General features: G+C 56.1%; 17 protein-coding genes and 1 pseudogene. 8 read left to right on the forward strand and 10 right to left on the reverse strand.

All coding sequences use genetic code 11. The features are described 5' to 3' along the window. Both ABD76_RS25685 and ABD76_RS31090 read left to right on the forward strand, forming a co-directional pair. Positions 1–679: pseudogene (locus ABD76_RS25685) on the forward strand (hypothetical protein); the annotation flags it as partial. A gap of 34 nt (positions 680–713) precedes the next feature. After that, the gene (locus ABD76_RS31090; protein ID WP_197259807.1) at positions 714–1,193 is read left to right on the forward strand and encodes an IS66 family transposase; all 480 of its coding nucleotides are present in this window, start codon (positions 714–716) and stop codon (positions 1,191–1,193) included. A gap of 63 nt (positions 1,194–1,256) precedes the next feature. On the opposite strand, the gene ABD76_RS25695 is transcribed toward ABD76_RS31090, so the two are convergent. Beyond that, complete coding sequence (locus ABD76_RS25695) at positions 1,257–1,823, reverse strand: GbsR/MarR family transcriptional regulator (RefSeq protein ID WP_197259808.1); 567 nt, start codon at positions 1,821–1,823, stop codon at positions 1,257–1,259. Between the two features lie 356 nt (positions 1,824–2,179). On the opposite strand from ABD76_RS25695, the gene ABD76_RS25700 reads away from it, so the two are divergent. From ABD76_RS25700 to ABD76_RS25710, 3 genes are read left to right on the forward strand one after another with little or no spacing between them, the layout of a single operon-like run. Then, the gene (locus ABD76_RS25700) at positions 2,180–3,451 is read left to right on the forward strand and encodes a quaternary amine ABC transporter ATP-binding protein (protein ID WP_197259809.1); all 1,272 of its coding nucleotides are present in this window, start codon (positions 2,180–2,182) and stop codon (positions 3,449–3,451) included. Beyond that, the gene (locus ABD76_RS25705; RefSeq protein WP_197259810.1) at positions 3,432–4,271 is read left to right on the forward strand and encodes an ABC transporter permease; all 840 of its coding nucleotides are present in this window, start codon (positions 3,432–3,434) and stop codon (positions 4,269–4,271) included. Before ABD76_RS25700 ends, ABD76_RS25705 begins: the two co-directional genes overlap by 20 nt. Positions 4,272–4,276: 5 nt before the next feature. Next, positions 4,277–5,212, forward strand: a complete 936-nt coding sequence (locus ABD76_RS25710; protein ID WP_242069813.1) for a glycine betaine ABC transporter substrate-binding protein — start codon at positions 4,277–4,279, stop codon at positions 5,210–5,212. A 113-nt stretch (positions 5,213–5,325) separates the two neighbouring features. Here ABD76_RS25710 and pcp read toward each other — a convergent pair whose 3' ends face one another. Continuing rightward, entirely contained in the window at positions 5,326–5,982 is a 657-nt protein-coding gene (gene pcp, locus ABD76_RS25715) for a pyroglutamyl-peptidase I (RefSeq protein WP_197259811.1), read from the reverse strand. A gap of 267 nt (positions 5,983–6,249) precedes the next feature. On the opposite strand from pcp, the gene ABD76_RS25720 reads away from it, so the two are divergent. The 3 genes from ABD76_RS25720 to ABD76_RS25730 all read left to right on the forward strand — a co-directional run bounded on the left by ABD76_RS25720 (position 6,250) and on the right by ABD76_RS25730 (position 11,242). Then, a complete protein-coding gene (locus tag ABD76_RS25720; RefSeq protein WP_197259812.1) occupies positions 6,250–6,702 on the forward strand; it encodes a DUF441 domain-containing protein in 453 nt (150 codons plus the stop codon). A gap of 634 nt (positions 6,703–7,336) precedes the next feature. Then, positions 7,337–9,073 (forward strand): ABC transporter ATP-binding protein, encoded by a 1,737-nt coding sequence (locus tag ABD76_RS25725; protein WP_197259813.1) that lies wholly within the window; start codon positions 7,337–7,339, stop codon positions 9,071–9,073. A 54-nt stretch (positions 9,074–9,127) separates the two neighbouring features. Further along, a complete protein-coding gene (locus ABD76_RS25730) occupies positions 9,128–11,242 on the forward strand; it encodes an ABC transporter ATP-binding protein (RefSeq protein WP_197259814.1) in 2,115 nt (704 codons plus the stop codon). Between the two features lie 236 nt (positions 11,243–11,478). Here the strand turns inward: ABD76_RS25730 and ABD76_RS25735 are convergent, their stop codons facing one another. The 8 genes from ABD76_RS25735 to ABD76_RS25770 form a co-directional block, all read right to left on the reverse strand. After that, positions 11,479–11,616 (reverse strand): hypothetical protein, encoded by a 138-nt coding sequence (locus ABD76_RS25735; protein WP_197259815.1) that lies wholly within the window; start codon positions 11,614–11,616, stop codon positions 11,479–11,481. Positions 11,617–11,683: 67 nt separating this feature from the next. Next, on the reverse strand, positions 11,684–13,453 hold the full coding sequence (locus ABD76_RS25740; protein WP_197259816.1) for a methyl-accepting chemotaxis protein: 1,770 nt from the start codon (positions 13,451–13,453) through the stop codon (positions 11,684–11,686). 102 nt (positions 13,454–13,555) lie between these two features. Beyond that, positions 13,556–14,353: an ABC transporter ATP-binding protein gene (locus tag ABD76_RS25745; protein WP_197259817.1), complete on the reverse strand. Its 798-nt coding sequence runs from the start codon at positions 14,351–14,353 to the stop codon at positions 13,556–13,558. Next, complete coding sequence (locus tag ABD76_RS25750) at positions 14,340–15,263, reverse strand: ABC transporter permease (protein ID WP_338125199.1); 924 nt, start codon at positions 15,261–15,263, stop codon at positions 14,340–14,342. Before ABD76_RS25750 ends, ABD76_RS25745 begins: the two co-directional genes overlap by 14 nt. A 37-nt stretch (positions 15,264–15,300) precedes the next feature. Next, entirely contained in the window at positions 15,301–16,335 is a 1,035-nt protein-coding gene (locus ABD76_RS25755) for an ABC transporter substrate-binding protein (protein ID WP_197259818.1), read from the reverse strand. 360 nt (positions 16,336–16,695) lie between these two features. Beyond that, the gene (locus ABD76_RS25760) at positions 16,696–18,129 is read right to left on the reverse strand and encodes an NAD-dependent malic enzyme (protein WP_197259819.1); all 1,434 of its coding nucleotides are present in this window, start codon (positions 18,127–18,129) and stop codon (positions 16,696–16,698) included. Positions 18,130–18,481: 352 nt separating this feature from the next. Continuing rightward, entirely contained in the window at positions 18,482–19,393 is a 912-nt protein-coding gene (locus ABD76_RS25765) for a hypothetical protein (protein ID WP_197259820.1), read from the reverse strand. A gap of 116 nt (positions 19,394–19,509) precedes the next feature. Next, on the reverse strand, positions 19,510–21,243 hold the full coding sequence (locus tag ABD76_RS25770; RefSeq protein WP_420901974.1) for a UDP-glucose--hexose-1-phosphate uridylyltransferase: 1,734 nt from the start codon (positions 21,241–21,243) through the stop codon (positions 19,510–19,512).

Genomic DNA, 21,243 nt, shown 5'->3' on the forward strand with positions numbered 1-21,243 from the left:
TCTTTTGGCCGCCAGTCTCAATGATCATGTCCGCAAGGTCCTCGCCGAAACGACGGAACAAAACGGTGGCATCCTTTTATCCATGGATGGTGTTCAGCCTGAAAAAGGCAACGAAACCCTCTATGTGCTGCGCGAAGTATTTAGTGGGACCGTGCTTGCCGCAAAGAACATGAAGAGTGGCAAAGCGGCGGAATTGCAAACTCTTATCGAGCCTGTGATTGAACTCGGCTTTCCTATTGTCGGAATTGTCGGTGACGGTCAGCATTCGATTCGTCTGGCCTTCGAAGCTCTTCTTCCCGACGTGCCGTACCAGTATTGTCAGTATCATGATTTGAAGGATATTGCCAAACCGATTGTTGATGCAGACCGAAAACTCAAGACAGAATTGAAGAAAAGCATGCGCGGGATTCGAGAGGTTGAACGTAAAATCGAGAAAATCGAAAGTCGTGTTAACGAAACCGAGATTTCGACCGCGAGTGAAACCGCAAAGGAGCAAGCTTCAACCGAAATGGCAGAAGCTCAAATCGCTAAAAAATACATTGCAGCTGTTCGTGCCTTGTTGTTAGAGGATGGCGATCCCCCACTCGAGTTGCCCGGTATGCTGATCTATGAACGTGCGCAAGCTATTCAAGCCTCGTTGGCTCAATGCTTGCGTAAAAAAAGGGGCCTCATTCCTTGAATATATAATTAACATTTTCAGTAAAGTAGATCAAATGTTACCTGTATACGAAACCGTTGCTCGTTGGCGAAAACCGCTGAAACACATTGCCAACATACTGGAACCTAGAATTGATAGAAGCAGAGAAACGGCTCGGTGGGAGATGACCGCACTGCTGGGATGGATGAAACAAACCTACACACAAACCGATGACGTTCCCATAGTGGAGAACATTCTCCGGTATACAAATGGCTTCTGGAATGGTCTGTTTACTTGTTACGACGAGTACCATCTTCCGAGAACAAACAATGATTTAGAGCGATTTTTTCGACAGACCAAAGCAAATCATCGTCGTATTACAGGACTTCGAAACTGGAACACCTACATCCAGCGAAATGGAGAGTTGATCGTATTGATTCAGGACGCCCTACGTCAGGAGCATATTGAGAATTGTCTACGCTCCGTCGGTTATTCCACTTACATGAAATATGCGCTTCCGCCGCCTCGCGGTGCGCTCGGGACTCTCACCCGTTAGTACGATGCGCTGCCAAGCGCACAAAAGACGGCTTTCGGCCGTCTTTTTCTGCGAACATTATGTTTATTCTGGAGTTCCCGGCTTCGGGATGAAGCGAAAAATCTCGCCGCTCTCCAGTGCATCTATTAATTGATCCAGCCAGTGGTAATACTGCTCCGCTTCCTGCATCTTGGCAATATCCGCCTGAACGATGCCGCGCAGCGTCTCGTCCTCGCCATGCGCTGCGAGCAGGTTCTCCAGTTCTCGCTTGGAACGCCGGATGGCGGATAAGTTCACTTCGATGGCCTTGCGCCACTTGATGCCGAAATAATCGGCGAAGGTCTGGTACCAGTCCGGCTCCACTTCGTACAAGTCTTTCCGCGTGCCTTTGCCCCATACCTTGTGCACCATCTTCATATCCACCAGCGTACGGACCCCGGTGCTCATGCTCGTCTTGCTCATTTCCATTTCCTTGCCCATCTCATCCAGCGTCATCGGATGATCGCTGAAAAATAACAAACCGTACAAATGGCCTGTGGATTGGGTCATTCCGTATAGGTCCATATTTTGACCGATCGCTTCTATGACACGATTGCGAGCTTTTTCCACCGCCCCTTGTTGTTCCTGCGTCAACTGCGCGAACGTTGCCATGTGCTAATTCCTCCTGTGCCGAACCTGGCTGCTGCTAGTTATTCGACTCCTTATAAATGATACCGTAGTCATTGATTATAGAGGAAGATGAGGTCGACTCGGGACGGCTCGGCAATCCCGCATCTCCTAACGGTACAAGGCGTCATCGAACATTGTATGAGAGATAGATTCAAAAGTAAAGTACCGGATAGGTCAGCATTCTTTAGGAAAGTTGAGCATATGACAGCATGAGTTTGTACAGTTTTTACTGAACGTAATTTACAAACGGTTTTAAAGGTTGTTATTGAAAATTTTCAAAGGTTACAATAGAAAGCGTTGGTAAAACGAATTCGGGCAAGACAAGAGAGGTGAAACGATTGTCTATCATTAAAGTCAACGGAGTGACCAAAATATTCGGTCCGCAAGCGCAGCGCGCGCTCACTCTGCTGAAGCAAGGGTGGTCCCGGGAACGGCTCGCCACAGAAAAACAAGCGACTGTTGCCGTCAATCAGGTCTCTTTCTCCGTCGAGCCAGGCGAAATCTTTGTTATCATGGGCCTCTCCGGCAGCGGGAAGTCCACGCTGGTGCGAATGCTCAATCGTCTAATCGAGCCGACGGACGGAGATATCTGGTTGAAAGATCGGAACATCTCCAAGTTGAACGAGTCGGAGCTGCGGGAAGTTCGCCGCAAGACGATTGGCATGGTATTCCAGAAGTTCGCGCTCTTCCCTCATCGGACCGTCCTCGATAATGCCGCATATGGCCTCGAAATTCAAGGAATGGCGAAGGAAGAACGCTACCGCAAAGCGCGGGAAGCTCTCGGATTGGTCGGACTCGAAAGCTGGGAGCAGAAATATCCCGACGAATTGAGCGGCGGCATGCAGCAGCGGGTCGGACTGGCCAGAGCGCTGGCCAACGATCCGGATGTTCTCCTGATGGATGAAGCATTCAGTGCGCTCGATCCGCTTATCCGGCGGGATATGCAGGACGAACTCCTCGAGCTGCAGCAAAAAATGCATAAAACAATCATTTTTATTACCCATGATTTGGACGAAGCTCTCCGCATCGGAGATCGAATCGCGTTATTAAAAGACGGGAAGCTGATCCAGATCGGCACCCCGGAACAAATGCTGATGGATCCGGCAGACGAATACGTGGAGCGATTCGTTGAAGGAGTGGACTTATCGAAGGTGCTGACCGCAGCGCACATCATGCGTCGGCCCGAGACGGTATCCCTTGACCGGGGACCTCGCGTCGCCCTGCAGCTTATGCGGGATATCGGCATCTCAACCCTGTTCGTCGTGGGCAAAGATAAGTCACTTCAAGGGGTCGTTACAGCCGAGCAGGCCAGTGAGGCGGCACGCGGCGGCAAGTCATTGCAGGAAGTCATGTTCACCGACGTCCCTACCGTATCGCCGGATGTGCTGCTGAACGATTTGTTCGCGTTGTCGGGCGAAGCCAAGCTTCCAATCGCAGTCGTCCAGCCAGACGGCAGGCTGATGGGCGCGATTGTGCGCGGAGCGGTTCTCGGCGCGCTGGCCGGCAATGTTCCGAATGGAACGAATGGAACAAACGAAGCGACTGGAGCGGATGCAGCCGCAACAGACACGGAAGGGATGGTGATGTCGCATGCGACTGCCGATAGGTAATTGGGTCGAAGAGGGAGTGAACTGGCTCGGAACGAACGCCGACGGATTTTTCCAATTTCTATCCAAATTAATTGAACGCAGCGTCGAAAGCATCACCGATCTGCTTACCTGGCCGTCTGCTTACATTTTAATTGCAATCTTTACCGTGCTCGCCTTTCTGATCGGACGTTGGTCCCTATCCTTACTGACCTTGATCGGACTGTTCATCATCGAAGCGCTCGGCTATTGGGAGCCGACGATGAGCACGCTGGCTCTCGTCATCGTATCGACTATATTGTCTATCGTGATCGGCATTCCGCTTGGAATCGCCTGCGGACGTTCGGACAATGTATCCCGAATTGTGCGGCCGGTGCTTGATTTCATGCAGACGATGCCCGCCTTCGTATATTTGCTTCCGGCCGTATTTCTGTTCGGGCTCGGCATCGTGCCTGGCGTCATTGCATCCGTCATCTTTGCCGTGCCGCCGACGATCCGGCTGACCGAGCTCGGCATTCGCCAAGTGCCTGAAGACATGATGGAGGCTGCTTCCGCCTTCGGCTCCACGCCGACTCAGACCTTGTGGAAGGTGCAGCTTCCGGTGGCCATGCCGACCTTGATGGCCGGCGTGAACCAGACGATTATGCTGTCGCTGTCCATGGTCGTCATCGCCTCCATGATCGGCGCCCAAGGGATTGGGGCCGAAGTCTATCGTTCCGTTACTCAGCTGAAAATCGGCCAAGGCTTCGAAGCCGGTCTCGCTGTCGTGCTGCTGGCCATTATTTTGGACCGGTTCTCTCAGCATAGTTTCAAAAAAAATAAATCCAAAAAACAAGGAGCGTGATGTGCATGAAGCATAATCGAACGAGACGTTGGATGTTGTTGGGACTTATCGCGATGATCGGGTGGACGCTGGCAGGCTGTTCCGGTTCATCCAGCCCATCTGAAGGAGCGGACGGCAATGGTTCTTCTACCGGCGATAATCAAACGGCAAGCGTAGGCGAGTCCGTCGATTACAAAATCGTCGGCATCGACGCCGGTGCGGGGATTATGCAGTCAACCGAAAAAGCGCTCCAGGAATACGGCCTCGACAAATGGAAGCTCGTTGAGGGATCCGGCGCCGCTATGACCGCTGCCTTGGACAAAGCGATCAAGAAGCAGGAGCCGATTATTATTACGGGCTGGACGCCGCATTGGAAATTCGCCAAATACGATCTGAAATATTTGGAGGATCCGAAAGGGGTCTACGGCGGAGATGAGCAGATCCATACGATCGCCCGGAAAGGCTTGAAGGAAGACGATCCGAACGCGCATAAGGTGCTTGATCAGTTCGAATGGACGGCAGACGACATGGCGCAGGTCATGGTTGCCGTTCACGACGGCAAGAACCCGGAAGAAGCCGCCAAAGAATGGGTCGACGCGAATGCGGACAAAGTTGACAAGTGGATCGAAGGCGCACAGCCTGCAGACGGCAAAAAGCTGAAGCTCGGCTATGTGGCCTGGGATTCGGAGATTGCCAGCACGAACGTCATCGCATATGTGCTGCAGGAGAAGCTCGGTTACAAAGTCGATCTGCTCCAGGTCGAAGCCGGTCCGATGTGGACGGGCGTCGCCAATGGGGATGTCGATGCGATTGTAGCTGCTTGGCTGCCAACGACGCACAAAGACTATTATGACAAATTCAAGGATCAAATCGACGATCTCGGTCCGAACCTGGACGGCACCAAAATCGGTCTCGTTGTCCCGGCTTATATGGACATTACCTCTATCGAAGATCTGAAATAAGAAGAGGGGCCCGCTTGGGCCCCTTTTGGCTTGCCTGTTCCGCCAACGATGCATGCGTGCCTATTCCGTCAACGTGCGGGGTGCAGGGCGTGACGCTCGCTCCCCTGACGGCCTCAGCCGTGCAAAGTCCCGGCGCTGCTGCCCCGCTCCTCCTCTACATCCGCGTGAAGGATGACGGTGCGCAGCGCTTCCACGATAGACTCCAGCGACATGCTCGGCTTGCCGGGATAAGCGGCCGCCTGTTGTGGCAAGAATGGGATATGGATGAATCCCGCCGGGATACGCTCCGCTTCCTGGCGGCCGGCCAGCTCATGCATTAGCGTATAGAAAATGGCGTTGCAGACAAACGTCCCGGCCGTATACGACACCGAGCAGGGGATGCCCGCTTCCAGCACGGCGCGCCGCAGCGCCTTCACCGGCAGCGTCGTCCAATAGGCGGCAGGGCCTCCCCGCACAACCTCATCATCCGTCGGCTGATCGCCGTCATTGTCCGCAATCCGGGCGTCCGCCAGGTTGATCGCCACGCGCTCCAGGGTGATGTCCGGGCGTCCGCCGGCCTGTCCGACACAGATGACGGCCGCGGGATTGCAGCGGGTCATCGCTTTGCGCAGCGTCGCCCCGGCCCGGGCGAATGAAGTCGGGAGCTGCGCCGCCTGCACCCGATACCGTCCCAGCGCCGCGCCGTCGAGCGCGCGCACCGCCTCCCAGGACGGATTGATCGACTCGCCTCCGAACGGATCGAAGCCGGTCAGCAATAATGTGTTGCTCATAACCTCCACCTCCGATGGCTTGTTTCATTTTCAAGTCTGGTTAAATATGCTATCCTTGTGCTGTCTGAAAGAGGTTGTTCAAAAAGTCCGCTTTTGATCTCGAAGCGAGCTGGAAGCAATCCGGCACCGAATCTTGCATTCACTCTCGAAGTTCTCTGCTCATGTAGTCTTGCCTACATTGCGCTGCTCCTTCTTTGAGTTCTAGCAACCTTCTCGGTGCTGAAAACCGGCCTTTTTGAACACGAACTGAAAGGAGCTGTGATTCGAATGACGCAATTAGATATTTCTTCGCTTATTTTATTGGGGCTGGCCGGATTGGGCATCATCAGCGGCAACTCGACCGTCACGATCGCGATGGTGATCCTGCTGCTGCTGCGCGTCACCCATTTGCAGAGCCTGTTCCCCTGGATAGAGAAATACGGCCTCACGATCGGGATTATCATACTTACCGTCGGGGTTATGTCCCCGATCGCCAGCGGCTCCATGTCGATCGAGACGATTTTGCAATCGTTCCTGCATTGGAAGTCGCTCCTGGCCGTCGCGGTCGGGATGCTGGTGGCCTACCTGGGCGGCCGGGGCGCTCATCTGATGACGCAATCGCCGACCGTCGTCGCCGGATTGCTCATCGGGACCGTGCTCGGCGTCGCGCTGTTCCGCGGCGTTCCGGTCGGGCCGCTGATCGCGGCGGGCATCTTGTCGCTGCTGCTCGGCCGATCTTGAATAGGCCCGGGCGGCCCATCCCCCGTTGCCGGATGGCCGTTCGGCCGCTTCGGCCCATTGTCGCCGGAAGCGTCTGCTCATTCTAAGCCGAATGAGATAACGTCCGCCTGCTTCGCCACCATCCATCATACGACGAAGCGGACGATCCGGCAATGGCGAGAGCTCCGGGACGTACGCGAACACCGGGCACGGCGGTTCATTTCAAAAAAATGGTTGACAATGCCGGAAGCTCGATGCTAGAATCAACAAACAGATACGGCAGCGCGGTGATGCGCAGCCTATCCATACTACTTCAGAAAGGCAGGTAAATCCAATGCGTAATGCAATTATTATGGCATATGCGGCGCTTGCGGCGCGGCCTCGAACTACATATCGCAGGAGCCCTGCCGGAAGCTGCGTTCCTCCTCGTTGAGGAGAAGTGCGCAATTCTGAAGCGGGAAGCGCGGCGAAGTGAGCGAATCACTCGCTGTCCCCTCGAACTTGCCGATAGATGCGCAAGCCGATTCCGCTTCCCCGTCATGCGGGCGCCACATCGCTCGTACATATCGCCTTACGCAACCTGAGGTATATCGTTCACGAACGATATGCCTTTTTTTGTTTTTCCCATTCTGCCAAAAGACAAGGAAGTGACATGATGCTATCGGTTTTATTCAAGCTCGGCTGGTTCTTCAAAGAACATAAGACGAGGTACATTGTAGGTGTCGTGATGCTGATCGTAGTCGGCATCATCGAGCTCGTCCCCCCTCGCATCCTGGGGATCGCCATCGATGACATCGTACGCGCGGACATTACATGGGGCAAATTGACATCCTATCTTCTCCTCATTTTGGGTACGATGGTTGTCATTTACGCTATCACGTATGTGTGGATGTATCAGATTTTCGGCGGAGCGAATCTGGTAGAGCGCAAGCTTCGCTCCAAGCTGATGCGTCATTTTCTCAAAATGACGCCGCCGTTCTTCGAGAAAAACCGCACCGGGGACCTGATGGCCCGGGCGACCAATGATCTTCGTTCGGTAGCCCAGACGGCCGGATTCGGCATGCTCACCTTGACGGACTCGACGGCGTTCCTCCTCATCGTGCTGTTCGCGATGTTCATGATTTCATGGAAGCTGACGCTGGCCGCCTTGCTGCCGCTCCCGTTCATCGCCATCGCCATGAATGTGTTCGGCAAGAAGATTCATGAACGCTACATGATCGCCCAAGATGCGTTCGGAGATATGAACGATCAAGTGTTGGAGTCGGTCGGGGGCGTGCGGGTCATCCGCGCCTATGTGCAGGAGACTTCGGATGAAGCGCGCTTCCGCGGCATTACCCAGGACGTGTACAACAAGAACCTTGCCGTCGCCCGGGTGGACGCCCTGTTCGATCCGACGATTCGGCTGTTCATCGGTCTTAGCTACGTGATCGGGCTCGGCTACGGCGCCTATCTCATTATTCATAACGAGCTGTCCCTCGGGGAACTGCTCGCGTTCAATATGTACCTTGGAATGATGATCTGGCCGATGTTCGCCATCGGCAATCTGATTAACGTGATGCAGCGCGGCAACGCCTCGCTCGATCGGGTCAACGAAGTGCTGAACTATACGCCGGATGTCCAGGATGGCGAGCATACGAGGGATGTCGCCGTTCCGGAGACGCTGACATGGAAGAACTACAAATTCCGTTACCCGACTTCGACGACAGACAACCTGAATCTCGGCGCCCTGACGCTTCACAAAGGGCAGACGCTCGGCATCGTCGGCCGGACCGGGAGCGGCAAGTCGACCTTCGTCAAGCAGCTGCTGCGGGAATACCCGGTCGGGGAAGGCGACTTCCGCATTAATGGCATCCCGGCGGAGCAGATTCCGATCGATCGGCTGCACAGTTGGATCGGATATGTGCCGCAGGAACAGATCTTGTTCTCCAAGACCGTCAAGCAAAATATTTTATTCGGCCGTTCCGGAGCGGGTGACGACGACGTCATGAATGCGATCGAGACCGCCTCCTTCACCCATGATGTGCCTACGCTCGTGCACGGGGTGGAGACATTGGTCGGCGAGCGCGGCGTCGCTCTGTCCGGAGGCCAGAAGCAGAGGGTCTCCCTGGCGCGGGCCTTCATCAAGGATCCGGAAATATTGATTCTCGACGATGCGCTCTCTGCCGTCGATGCGCGCACCGAAGCGAATATTATCAGCAACATTCGCGAGCAGCGCGCGGGCAAGACGACCCTGATTACGACGCACCGGTTATCGGCCGTTGAACACGCCGATTGGATCATCGTGCTGGATGACGGCAAGATTGTCGAAGAAGGCACGCATGACGACTTGCTGAAGCAGGACGGCTGGTATAAGGAGCAGTACGAGCGCCAGCAGCTGGAATCCGGGCTGTAGGACTTGCCCGGCCTCCCTGCGCACTGGCATTACGATTACGGGAGGATTTCATATATGGAAGCAGAACAACAGACGGCGAATCCGAGACATGTCGGCAGGCGCCTGTGGCAATACGCCCTTCAGTTCAAAACGAGCTTCATCATCGGACTGCTCATGCTTACGGTGGCCGTCGCCGCCGAGCTGTCCGGGCCGTTCATTGCCAAAAATATAATCGATAAGCATATCCTCGGCATCGAGAAGCCGTACTACGAGACATCCGCTGAAGCGAACGGCGCCATTCTGTATGAAGGGCGCTACTTCAAGCGGGAGGATCGCTTCACGGAGGGGGAAGCGAAGGGCGACCAGGTCCGCATTCTTCAGATAGGGACACAGTTCGTGTTCGTGGATGGACCGATCCCTTCCGAGACGGGAGAACGCCAATTCGATGGCGGCATGCTGACGATTCGGAACGGAGCGGATAACTGGTCCGTTTCGGCTTCCCCAATGAGCCTGAACCAGCTGCTCACGTGCTATAATCCGGAGATCGTCAGCATTATTCAAAATATGGCGCTCTATATCGGATTGCTGCTGGTCAGCGTCGTCGCGAGCTACGGCCAGATTATGGGGCTGCAGACAGCGGCGAACCGGGTCATCCGGAAGCTGCGCGGGGATGTGTATGCCCATGTGCAGCGTCTGCCGATTCCGTACTTCGATAATTTGCCTGCCGGCAAAGTCGTGTCCCGGGTCACCAATGATACCGAAGCGGTCAAAGACTTGTTCTTGTCCGTTCTCGAAAGCTTCACGTCCGGGATCATTACGATTACCGGAATTTATGTGGCCTTATTCATTTTGGACGTGAAGCTTGCACTTATCTGTATGTTTATTTTGCCGCTCATCTATCTGTGGATTGTGCTGTACCGCAAATTTGCGACGAAATACAACAAAATCATACGTTCGCGCCTGAGCTCTATCAATGCCATGATCAACGAATCCATCCAAGGGATTCCGGTCATTCGTTCCTTCCGCCGCCAGAAGGATACGATGAATGAATTCGAGGAGCTGAACGAGGAGTACTTATCCTACCAAAACAAAATGCTCAATTTGAACGCGTTCACGTCCCATAACCTGGTGAACGTGCTGCGGAATATCGCTTTCGCGGTCGTGCTCTGGTTTTTTGGCGGAGCGTCGCTGAGCGGCAGCGGAGTCATTACGCTTGGCGTGCTGTACGCATTTGCCGACCTGCTGAACCGCCTCTTCCAGCCGATTACGGGCATGGTGAATCAATTGGCGAATCTCGACTCCTCCATCGTATCCGCAGGACGCGTATTCCAGTTGATGGACGAACCGGGCGAGCCGCTGGACGAAGGCTCGATGCCCCGGTACAAGGGACATGTCGAGTTCGATCGGGTCTCCTTCGCCTACAAGGAAGATTACGTGCTGCGCGACATCTCGTTCGAGGCAAAGCCGGGCCAGACCGTTGCTCTCGTGGGCCATACCGGTTCCGGGAAGAGCTCGATTATGAACCTGCTGTTCCGGTTCTATGACCCGCAGCAGGGCGAGATTCGAATCGACGGCACGCCGATGACCTCGGTGCCGAAGCAATGGATTCGGGAGCATATGGGCATCGTGCTGCAGGATCCTTACCTGTTCACCGGAACGATTGCAAGCAACGTCAGCCTGAATGATCCGCGCATCACGCGGGAGAAGGTGGAGCAAGCGCTGAATGCGGTCGGCGCCGATCGGGTGCTCAAGCATTTGCCGTTAGGAATCGACGAGCCGGTGATTGAAAAAGGAAGCACCTTGTCTGCCGGGCAGAGACAGTTGATTTCTTTTGCGCGGGCTCTCGCCTTCGAGCCGGCGATACTGATTCTGGATGAAGCGACGGCAAATATCGATACGGAGACCGAAACCCTCATTCAAGAAGCGTTGGAGGTACTGAAGCGGGGACGGACGACCTTTATTATCGCGCACCGGCTGTCGACGATTCGAAGCGCCGATTTGATTCTCGTGCTGCATCGCGGCGAGATCGTCGAGCAAGGAACGCATGACGAATTGATGCAACTGAAGGGCCGTTACTTCAAGATGTACCAGCTGCAGCAAGGCTCCGGCGCGCCGGGCAACGCTCCATCCGAAGCACAGGCCGCGGCGCCGCAGAGCCAGACCGCCGCGGCCATCCCATCGATGCCATAATTGGATTCAACAGCAAGCGCCGCTGTCCCTGTCACGGGAAGCGGCGCTTCTTTGTGCGTATTTTTAACGAAGAGGGCATGCTGCCAAGACGTTATTTCTTTTTGCCTTTTGCGTTGTTGGCATCGGACGTGCGGGTCGTCGTATTTTGTCTGGAATGTCCCTGCTGCTTATGTGCCATAATGAACACTTCCTTCCTGTGCAAAAATGGGAGTGGAGATAAGTCCGGTAGGCTGAGGTTAGCCGTTCTGTTTCGGAATTCGGTTCAGATTCGGCGCGCGGTCGGCCTCTTTCTCGGGCCGCAGCGGCGTAATCTTCTCCATGATACGGGAACGGTTCTGCTGTTGGTGAATACGCTCTGCTTTATTATGCGGCATGCCGCTCACCTCCCGATCGTTAGCTTGCCCCGACGCCTTTCCTTCCATTATACCCGGCAGAAGGTAATTACTGTTCCTTCCCTCTGAGCTTGAATTGCTCCAGCATCGACTGCAAATCGCGGCTTAATGCCAGCAGACTGTCGACGGAAGCCGAAATCTCTTCGGTCAACGCGGACTGCTGTTCCGTCGTGGCCGCGACGCGGGCCGTATGATCATTGGACTGCTCCGCAATCTCGTTCAATTGGCGAATCAGCTCGAATACTTCTTCGCAAGAGGCCGACATCTGCTGGGCGATGCTGCGGTATTCCTCCATGCGGGAGCTGGCCTGTCCGATCGCGTCAGCGATCACCGTGAACGTCTCGTCCGCTATTTTTACGGTCGCCAGCCCTTTCTGAACGGCCTCCTGCTGATGCGAGGTTGCCCGTTCGGTTAGTTCGCGCTTCGTATGAATGACGTCAATAAGCTGCATAATAGACTGTAACGATTGTCTCGAATGCTCGGCCAATTTGCGAATTTCCGTCGCGACGACCTGGAAGCCGCGTCCATGCTCTCCCGCGCGGGACGCTTCGATCGAGGCGTTCAGCGCCAGCAATTCCGTCTGCTTCACCGTATTCTGGATGAACACGACCGCGCCGGAAATCTGCTGCACCGCCTCCGTCCAATCCGCGATGGCCTGATTGGTGTCGGCGGAAGCCGCGTCGATGCGCTCCATCTGCACGACCGTCTCATCGACAATGGCACGGCCTTCGCCCGCTTGGGCGGCCGCTTCCCGCATCCATTCGGCGACCTGATCCGAGGTGCTGGCGATTTGCTGGGCGCCGGCCGTAATCTCGCTCATGGCCGACTTCGTCTGCTCGGCGCTTTGCTGCTGCTCCAGCGCTCCGTTCGCCACCTCGGACATCGCGCTCGCCACTTCCTGCGCGGCAATCGCCGTCTCCTCGGCCCCGCGCTGCAGCTCAAGCGACGACGCAGAGACGTCCTTCGCTGCCCGCTGCACTTCCGCCAGCAGCCCGCTCAGCCGCTCCGTCATCCGGTTGAACACGTCGGCCAGCCGCCCGATCTCATCCTGCCGCTTCGAAGCGAGCTTCACGGTCAGGTCTCCGTTCGCCGCTTGTTCCGCCAGCTTATGTATATCGTTCAAAGGCTTCAGGCGGCGCTGCACATACACGCCCACCAAAATGACACCGATTAATCCGATGACCGCCCCGATGAGAATCGCTTCGGTCAAGAAGGTCGTCAACATTCCTTTCACGACGGAATAATCATAATCGGTAACCAGGTAGGCCATGCTGTGCCCGAGATCGTCTCTAATCTCCGTTAACCCGCTAATATACACCGCATCGCCGATTTCGAATTCATCGGTCATCATCGTATTGTCTGCTTTCGTCAGCTTAACGAAAGCGTCCTGCACGGCCGAAGGCATGTCATAGGCCGTATTCGGCTTAAAGCCCAGCGACTCCAGGCTGTCGTTCGCCTGAAGAATGCGGAAGGCCGTCGCCCCGTCCTTCGCTTCGTTCTCCTTCACGATAAGAAAAGCATTCACCACGTCGTCGCCCACGATCTTATTCATGCGGCCGCGCAGCATGCGGAAAAGCGAGTCCGTCATTTCCTCGTCTATTGGTTTGTTTTGGACCATGCTCGCTGCCTGCTTGATCGCGCCCATCATGTCATCGAGCTTCATTTCCGCAATGAGCTCCTGCCGTTCATGCAGGAAGTTCATATAGAGCGATTTCTCGCTGTCATACTCCCGGAAAATGAAAAAGCCGCTGATTGTCATAATTAATACGAACAATGCAGCGATCATTCTCGGAATCATACTGCGATTGAACCAATTCATGAGCGTCCCCCTCTTTTCGACAATTTGTTCCTGTTGTCGTTTCTAAGTAACCCTCATGGATTGTATCATATTTTTGGCATTTCGTGATGAAATAACCGGAAATTATCCTCCCAAAACCACGCGATCATCGACAAATTTCTCGCCGCGGATCCGTTCGAACTCCCGCAGCAGCTTGTCAACCGTGAGCGACTGCTTGGACGAAGCCGGCACATCCAGCACGATGCGGCCTTTGTCCATCATGATGAGCCGGTTGCCCAGCCGGATCGCCTGCTCCATATTGTGAGTCACCATCAAGGTCATGAGCGAATTCTCCCGTACGATCTCGTCCGTTAAGCGGGTTATCCATTCCGCCCGGGACGGATCGAGCGCGGCCGTATGCTCATCCAGCAGCAGGATGATCGGCTTCGTGAAGGTCGCCATCAACAGGCTCAACGCTTGGCGTTCGCCCCCCGAGAGCAACCCGACCTTTGCGTTCAACCGGTTCTCCAGTCCGATGCCCAGCCGGGACAGCTCTTCTGCGAACCATGCCTTGCGCTTCCGGTTCACACCGGGCCTCAGCCCGCGGCCCCCTGTCCGCTTCGCCGCAATGGCCAGATTCTCCTCGATGGTCATATCCGGAGCCGTGCCGGCCATCGGATCCTGAAAGACGCGGCCAATCCAGCGGCTGCGGCTATGCTCGGGCATCAGCGTGACATCATGCTCATCGATGCATACCGTTCCGGCATCCGGAATCAGCACGCCCGAGATGATATTCATCAGCGTCGATTTGCCCGCCCCGTTGCTTCCGATGACGGTCACGAAGTCTCCGGGATTCAGATGCAGCCGGATATCGGCGAGCGCCGATTTCTCGTCAGGCGTATTCAGATTGAAATATTTACTGACGTGATTAACTTGCAGCATCGCGCTGTCCTCCCTTCGCCAATTGCATCGCCCGCTGGCGGCTCATTTTGCGCTGATTCGCGGAGCGCCGGATCTTCGGCACGGTAAGCGCAACAATGACGATTAGGGCGGTAAACAGCTTCAAATCCGTCGCATTCATTTGCAATTGCAGCGCAACCGCTACGATCACCCGGTACAGCGCGGCGCCCAGCAGCACCGCGAACGTCGTCCGGGCGATCGTGCGATGGCCGAAAATCGCCTCCCCGATAATAACCGACGCCAATCCGACGACAATCATCCCAACGCCCGATTGAATGTCGGCAAAGCCCTGATACTGGGCGACCAGCGCGCCGGATAACGCGACGAGCGCATTCGAGAGGCTGACGCCGACGATAATCGTTGTATCCGTGTGCACGCCGAAGCTGCGAATCATGCGCGGATTGTTGCCCGTAGCGCGCAGCGACAGGCCAACCTCCGTCCGCAGGAACCAGTCCAAGGCCAGCTTCACCAGCACCGCGAACAGCCCCATGACGATAAGGAACAGGAAGCCTCCCGTAATCGGCGTAAGCAGCGTGTCGCTGTTCATCAAGCCGATATTCGCCTTGCCCATAATCCGCAAATTAATGGAATGCAGCGCGATCATCATCAGAATGCCCGATAACAGCGGATTGATCTTCCCCTTCGTATGAATGATGCCGGTCATCATGCCGGCGAACCCGCCGCCAATGAAGGCGAGCGCGGTGCCTATCCAAGGCGAGATACCCGATGTAATGCACAGGGCCGCTATCGCAGCCCCTGTCGTGAAGCTTCCGTCTACCGTTAAGTCAGGGAAATCCAAAATGCGAAACGTCAAGTAGACGCCGAGCGCCATCAATGCGTACAGCACGCCGATTTCCACCGATTTTTGCATCGCTAGCATAAATCCGCTCACCGTGACCCCTCCTTTTTATTTTGGTTCATTCGCTCCGCTATTCGAAGAGGTTTTCCGGCTTCACTTGCTTCTTCAACTCATCGCTTACGGCGAAACCTTGCGCCTCCGCCGCCTTCACATTCAGCGCCAGATCAAGAGATTCTGGAATTTGTACCGGCGTATCTTCCGGCTTCTTGCCGTTCTTCAGCATGTCGACAGCCATTTTGCCGGTTGTATAGCCGAGATCGTAATATTCGAACCCGAAGGAAGCGACGCCGCCGTTCTTGACCGAATCCTTCTCCGCGACGAACAGAGGAATTTTGTTCTCATTCGCCACCCCGACGACGGCGCCGAGCCCGCTTACGACCGTGTTATCGGACGGAACGTATATGGCCTGTACCTTGCCGATAAGCGATTCCGCCGCCTGCTTCACTTCCGAGCTGTTCGTCACCGGCGCCTTGACGACCTTCAAGCCGAGAGCGGTCAACGCCTCTTCCGCCTTCTGCACGTTCACGACCGTATTCTGCTCGCCTTCATTTGCCAAAATGCCGACCGCCGTGACGCCATTCACCTGCTCCTTAATAAATTCCATCAAGCGCGAGACGGCTTCGGGATGCAGATCCGTCGTCCCGGTCACATTTGCGCCCGGCTTCTCCATGCTCTGCACCAGACCGGCTCCGACCGGATCGGTCACCGCGGTGAACAGGACGGGCACGTCCTTCACTTCCTTCGCCGCAGCCTGGGAGACGGACGTCCCGATGCCCAGCACGAGATCAACCCCGCCCGTAGCGAACTTCTGCGCAATCGTCGCCGCGTTCGTATTATCGCCCTGGGCATTCTGATAATCGATGACCAGGTTGTCCCCTTCCGTATAGCCATTGTCCTTCAACGCCTTCACGAAGCCTTTGTACGCTTCATCGAGCGAAGCGTGGTTCACGACCTGAGTCACCCCGATTTTAACCTTTTCCCCCCCGTTGCCCGTGTCTCCTTGCTCCGCTGTTCCTTCTCCCGGCGTCTGGCTTCCGCATGCGTTCAACATCAGCAGCGCCATGACCATCGCGCATGCCAGCATGACATGACGTTTCGCTCTCATCTGTTCGATCCCCTCTCCATTTTTCTTCGCATTTCTTCAAAAACAATTTTCTTTTAAAAAAATTTACTCATGGAATGCGTTTATGCGCTTGTCTAGTATTTCATTACCGTATAAACCGTTTACTGCATAAAAGCGAGAAAACAGCAAAGTGCCTTAGGCATATTTTAACTGGTTATTCGCCGACGTCAATACTTTTCGCAATAAAAACGCCGATTGGAAACCTTTTCATCGATTAGAACCAAAAAAGCCACCTTCCCCCAAAGTGAAGAGAAGATGGCTGTCCGGAAGGCTTATGAGCGCAGACGGTTGAGCGAGGAGCACGGCGTCCCCGTCCAACATCGTCTGTCAACGGCTACTGCTTTACTGCTTGCCTGTGTTTTCCCGATAATCGCGGCGGCGCGCCACGCCGTCCTCATAGGCCGCATTGACGACGGCATCCCGCACCTTCGTCACGACAAGCGGGTTGAATACGCTCGGGATTATATACATTTCATTCAGTTCTTCTTCGGAGACGACCTCGGCGATCGCCTGGGCCGCCGCCAGCTTCATGTTATAAGTCACTTTGGACGCGCGGCAATCCAGCAGGCCGCGGAACAGGCCCGGGAAGCAGAGCACGTTGTTAATCTGGTTCGGATAATCGGAACGGCCCGTGGCAATGATGCGGGCAATATCCTCGATCTCGTCCGGATCGATCTCCGGCATCGGGTTCGCCATCGCGAATATGACGGGATCTGAGTTCATCGTCTCCACATGCTCCCGCTTCAGCACGCCAGGGCCCGAGACGCCGATGAACACATCCGCCCCCTTGATGACGTCCTGAATGCCGCCCTGCTCCCCGTTCGGATTCGTCTTGGCGGCGTAGCCGTTCCATGCCTCGTTCTCGTACTGTACGCCGCGGACCAGCGCTCCGTGGCGATCGACGCCGATAATATTCTTCGCGCCCGCCGCGAGCAATATATCGGTGCAGGCCATGCCCGCCGCGCCGATACCGCACAGGACGATTTTGCAATCCTCCAGCTTCTTGTCCACAATTTTCAATGCATTAAGCAGGCCGGCGAGCAGGACGACAGCGGTTCCATGCTGATCGTCATGGAAGACCGGAATATCGAGGTTCTCCTTCAGCCGCCGCTCAATCTCGAAGCAGCGCGGCGCCGAGATGTCCTCGAGATTAATGCCGCCGAAGGCCGGGGCAATCGCCTGAATCGTCCGCACGATCTCATCGGTATCCTGCGTGTCCAGGCAGATCGGGAACGCGTCGACGTTCGCCAATTGCTTGAACAGCATCGCCTTGCCTTCCATGACCGGCATCGCCGCCATCGGGCCGATATCACCCAGGCCGAGCACCGCGGTGCCGTCGGACACGACCGCCACCGTATCCCGCTTGATCGTCAGCGTGAATGCGCTGGACGGATCTTCATGGATCGCCATGCATACCCGGGCTACGCCCGGCGTATAGACGCGGGACAAGTCGTCGCGGTTCCGGATCGGAACCTTGGGCTGCATCTCGATCTTGCCGCCGAGGTGAAGCAGGAACGTCTGATCGGACACGTTCACGATCTTCACGCCTTGAAGCTGCTTCAGACGCTGCACGACCCGATCGCCTACACTGCCGTCATATACGTTGACTGTAATATCTCGGACTGTGGATACCGGCGTGCCGCGAATGACGTCGATGGCCACGATATCGCCCCCGCTCTCGCCGATGGCGGCCGCAATTTGCGCGAAGGTGCACACATTTTTGTCGATTTCCAAGCGAATAATAATGTTCGTACTCGATCCTAACGATTTAGCCATTATCCACACTCCCTGAAAGTGCTGCGTTATTGGCGGGTTCCTATGCAGCCTGTCCCAACAGGCGTCCGGACAAGGCAATGGCCCTATTCCTCCCACCCCCGCCGGACAGCGCACCATCCCCCGGAACGTCAAAATCGTCCCCCGTCGGCAGTTCGCCGCAATGAGAGGGTTTTCCATTTTTTCGTCCCTCTCTATTAATAACATAAACCCGCCTACTTGTGAAACCCTTTCCATCGCCGGACGCGAAATCGTCGCCAGCCGTCCATAAACAGGCAAAAACCCTGCCCCGCAGCGGCTTCGAGCCGTTCAGGACAGGGTTGTCTTTTGACAGAGACCGTGAAAAAATGAAATTTTAAGATTTCAATTCTATCTTTTTCGTTTTGAGATATTGTTCGATATCCGTGCAAGGAGCAAGCCTCCATCTCTCCTTGTGAACGGCCTGTCCGCCGGGCGCCAACGCCGCGAGCGGGCCCAACGTCTCCAGCTCCAAAATTTTATCGTTCGTATACAGCTCGAAGGAGCATCCGAAGTCGGGATAGACGGCTTCTTGCTGCGGTTCATAGCTTTTTTCGAACACGGTGCCGTTCACGGCATAGGCCGCCCAGCCTTCCTCATTGTGCGTCCCGAATTTGAACGCCTGCTCGATATCGGCGCATTGGCGGACCTGAATGACATCATCGCCCCAATCGACACGCTCGTCATTCATCTTCGTGTACGGCCACAGCGCGAAGATCCGGTTCGGGAGAAATCCGGTCTCCCGCTTCGCCTGCGGCACGATGGCGGTTCCGCCCGGAACCATGACGGACAGGGCCCACGGCGCCAGTTCAATCGGCCATGGCCCATGATTGGTTATCCGGTGGACGACCTCAATCCGATCGCCCCGGAATTCGAGCTCGATCTCCTTGGCCGTCTGCGTCCATGGCTCCACGGGAGCGAGCAGCTTCACGCCGCGCTCGGCAAGGACATATTGAATCGGCTTGTCATCCGGCCCATACGTGCGCGGGTACACCTCCGGGCTTGCCCACAGCCGATGCCCGCCGCGCAGCTTCCAGCCTTCCCCGCCCAGCGCCGCGAATTCCTCGCCCTGGTGCAGGACCGCTCCTTCCGTATCCTCGAAAAAGACGTTTTCGCCGCCCTTAAGGCTCAGATGCATAATTCGGATGCCGAAGCCGAGCGGAACGATAACGGTATACATGCCGTTCTCCAGCATCAAGCTCTCTCCCCACCGCTCATGGGAAATGACGTCGATCTGCACTTGTGTCATCGATGGACCTCCTGTCCTGTTACATATCTCTCGACAATAAATTGGCACCTATCCGCATATCTTCCGGCACGCACGGAGGCGCACGCTCCGTTCCAACCCGCAGCCGCAGAGCCGGTTCAGCCCTGCGCCTTGAACCCGGCCTGCGCCAGGAAGCGGGCGCAAGCTTCGCGCCCCGCGCGATCCCGCTTGAAGACCCCGGCATGGCCGAGAATTTCGACGAACTTGCAGCCGATATCATGGCGGATGACCCGGTTCGCCTCCGCTTCGTCCAGCCGGGTTCCATACCGCTCGACCAGTTCGTCAATCCAGGCGGCATGCGGCTTGAGCGGATCCTGATCCGTCAAGCTTGCGCGTACCGCTCCCCAATCTTCCTGCCCGGCCAGCAGCCTGGCAATCGCTCCGGTCTCCGCCAGCAGACGTCCGGGAAGAATAGCCAATCCCATGACTTCAATGAGGCCGATATTTTCTTTTTTGATATGGTGAAGATGGCGATGCGGATGAAAAATGCCTTCCGGATGCGTCTCATCCGTCCGGTTATTGCGCAGCACGAGATCCATCTCATACCGTTCCCCCCGGCGGCGGACGATGGGCGTAACCGTATTATGCCGCGTCTGCCCGCCGGGACCTTCCGTGCTGGCGAGGATCCCGGCTTGCTCATCGCTGTAACCTTGCCAGAACCGATATAGATCGTCAGCCGCATTCAGCAGCGCTTCCCGCCCGTCAGCCGTCAGGCGGAGAACGGACATCGGCCAGTCGACCACCCCGACGCGAACGCCCGGATGCGCCGCATGAACATGCGCTTGCCCTGTCGGCGCCTTCTCGATCGGGAACGTATGCCGCCCCGCCTGGAAATGATCATGGCTCAGAATCGATCCGCCCACGATCGGAAGGTCGGCGTTCGAGCCGATGAAATAATGCGGGAACTGCTCGGTGAACGCCAACAGCCGCGCGAACGTGTCCCGGGTCAGCTTCATCGGCACATGCTCTCTCCGAAATACGATGCTGTGCTCATTGTAATAAACATAAGGAGAGTATTGGAAAAACCACGCTTCTTCGTTCAATTCCAGCGGAATAATCCGTAAATTTTGGCGCGCCGGATGATTGACCCGGCCCGCATAGCCGACATTGTCCGCGCACAGCAGACATTGCGGATAATCGGCCGCCGCGGCCTGGCCGGCCTGGGCGATCTCCTGGGGGGTCTTCTCCGGCTTGGACAGATTGATCGTCATCTCCATCTCGCCGAATTCGCTCGGATGCAGCCAATATTCATTTTTCCGAATCCGATCCATCCGTATATAATTGCTGTCCTTGTTCAAGGCATAGAAGTCGTCCGTCGCGGCGGCAATCCCCTGCTCCGCCCACAGCGTCCGGAAGCGGGCCTCCGTCTCCGACGGGCGCGGCATAAGCAGCCCCATCACCTTGGCGTCCAGCAGATCCCGCCAGGTCGTCGTATTGTCCGGCAGCAGCCCGTTCGCGGCGGCCCCATCAAGCAGAGCCTCCAGCAGCTCCTGCGGCTCATCCGGAACATCGCTCCACTCCGGGGCCAGATATCCCTCACATGGCTCATCTAACCGGAAAAGCTCCAGCAACTGATTGCGCGCATACGGCATGTCCAGCGTTCCGATCATATTCCGGTTCCGCGCGTAGCGAACCAGCTTCTCGATCAGCTCCGCCATACGCGCCGCATCCGGCCGTGCCGAAGCTGTCGGCCGTGCCGCCAAGTTTGCTTCATCCCGCTGCCCGGAAGCCTCTATCCGCCGCGGCCCGCGCACTCCATCCGGCCGTGCCGCCGCGCGCGCTTCATCCGGCTGCCCTGATGCTTGCGTTCCCGCTCGTTTCTCGTTCGCCAT

The sequence above is a fragment of the Paenibacillus dendritiformis genome, assembly GCF_015845845.1.
GTDB lineage: Bacteria > Bacillota > Bacilli > Paenibacillales > Paenibacillaceae > Paenibacillus_B > Paenibacillus_B dendritiformis_C.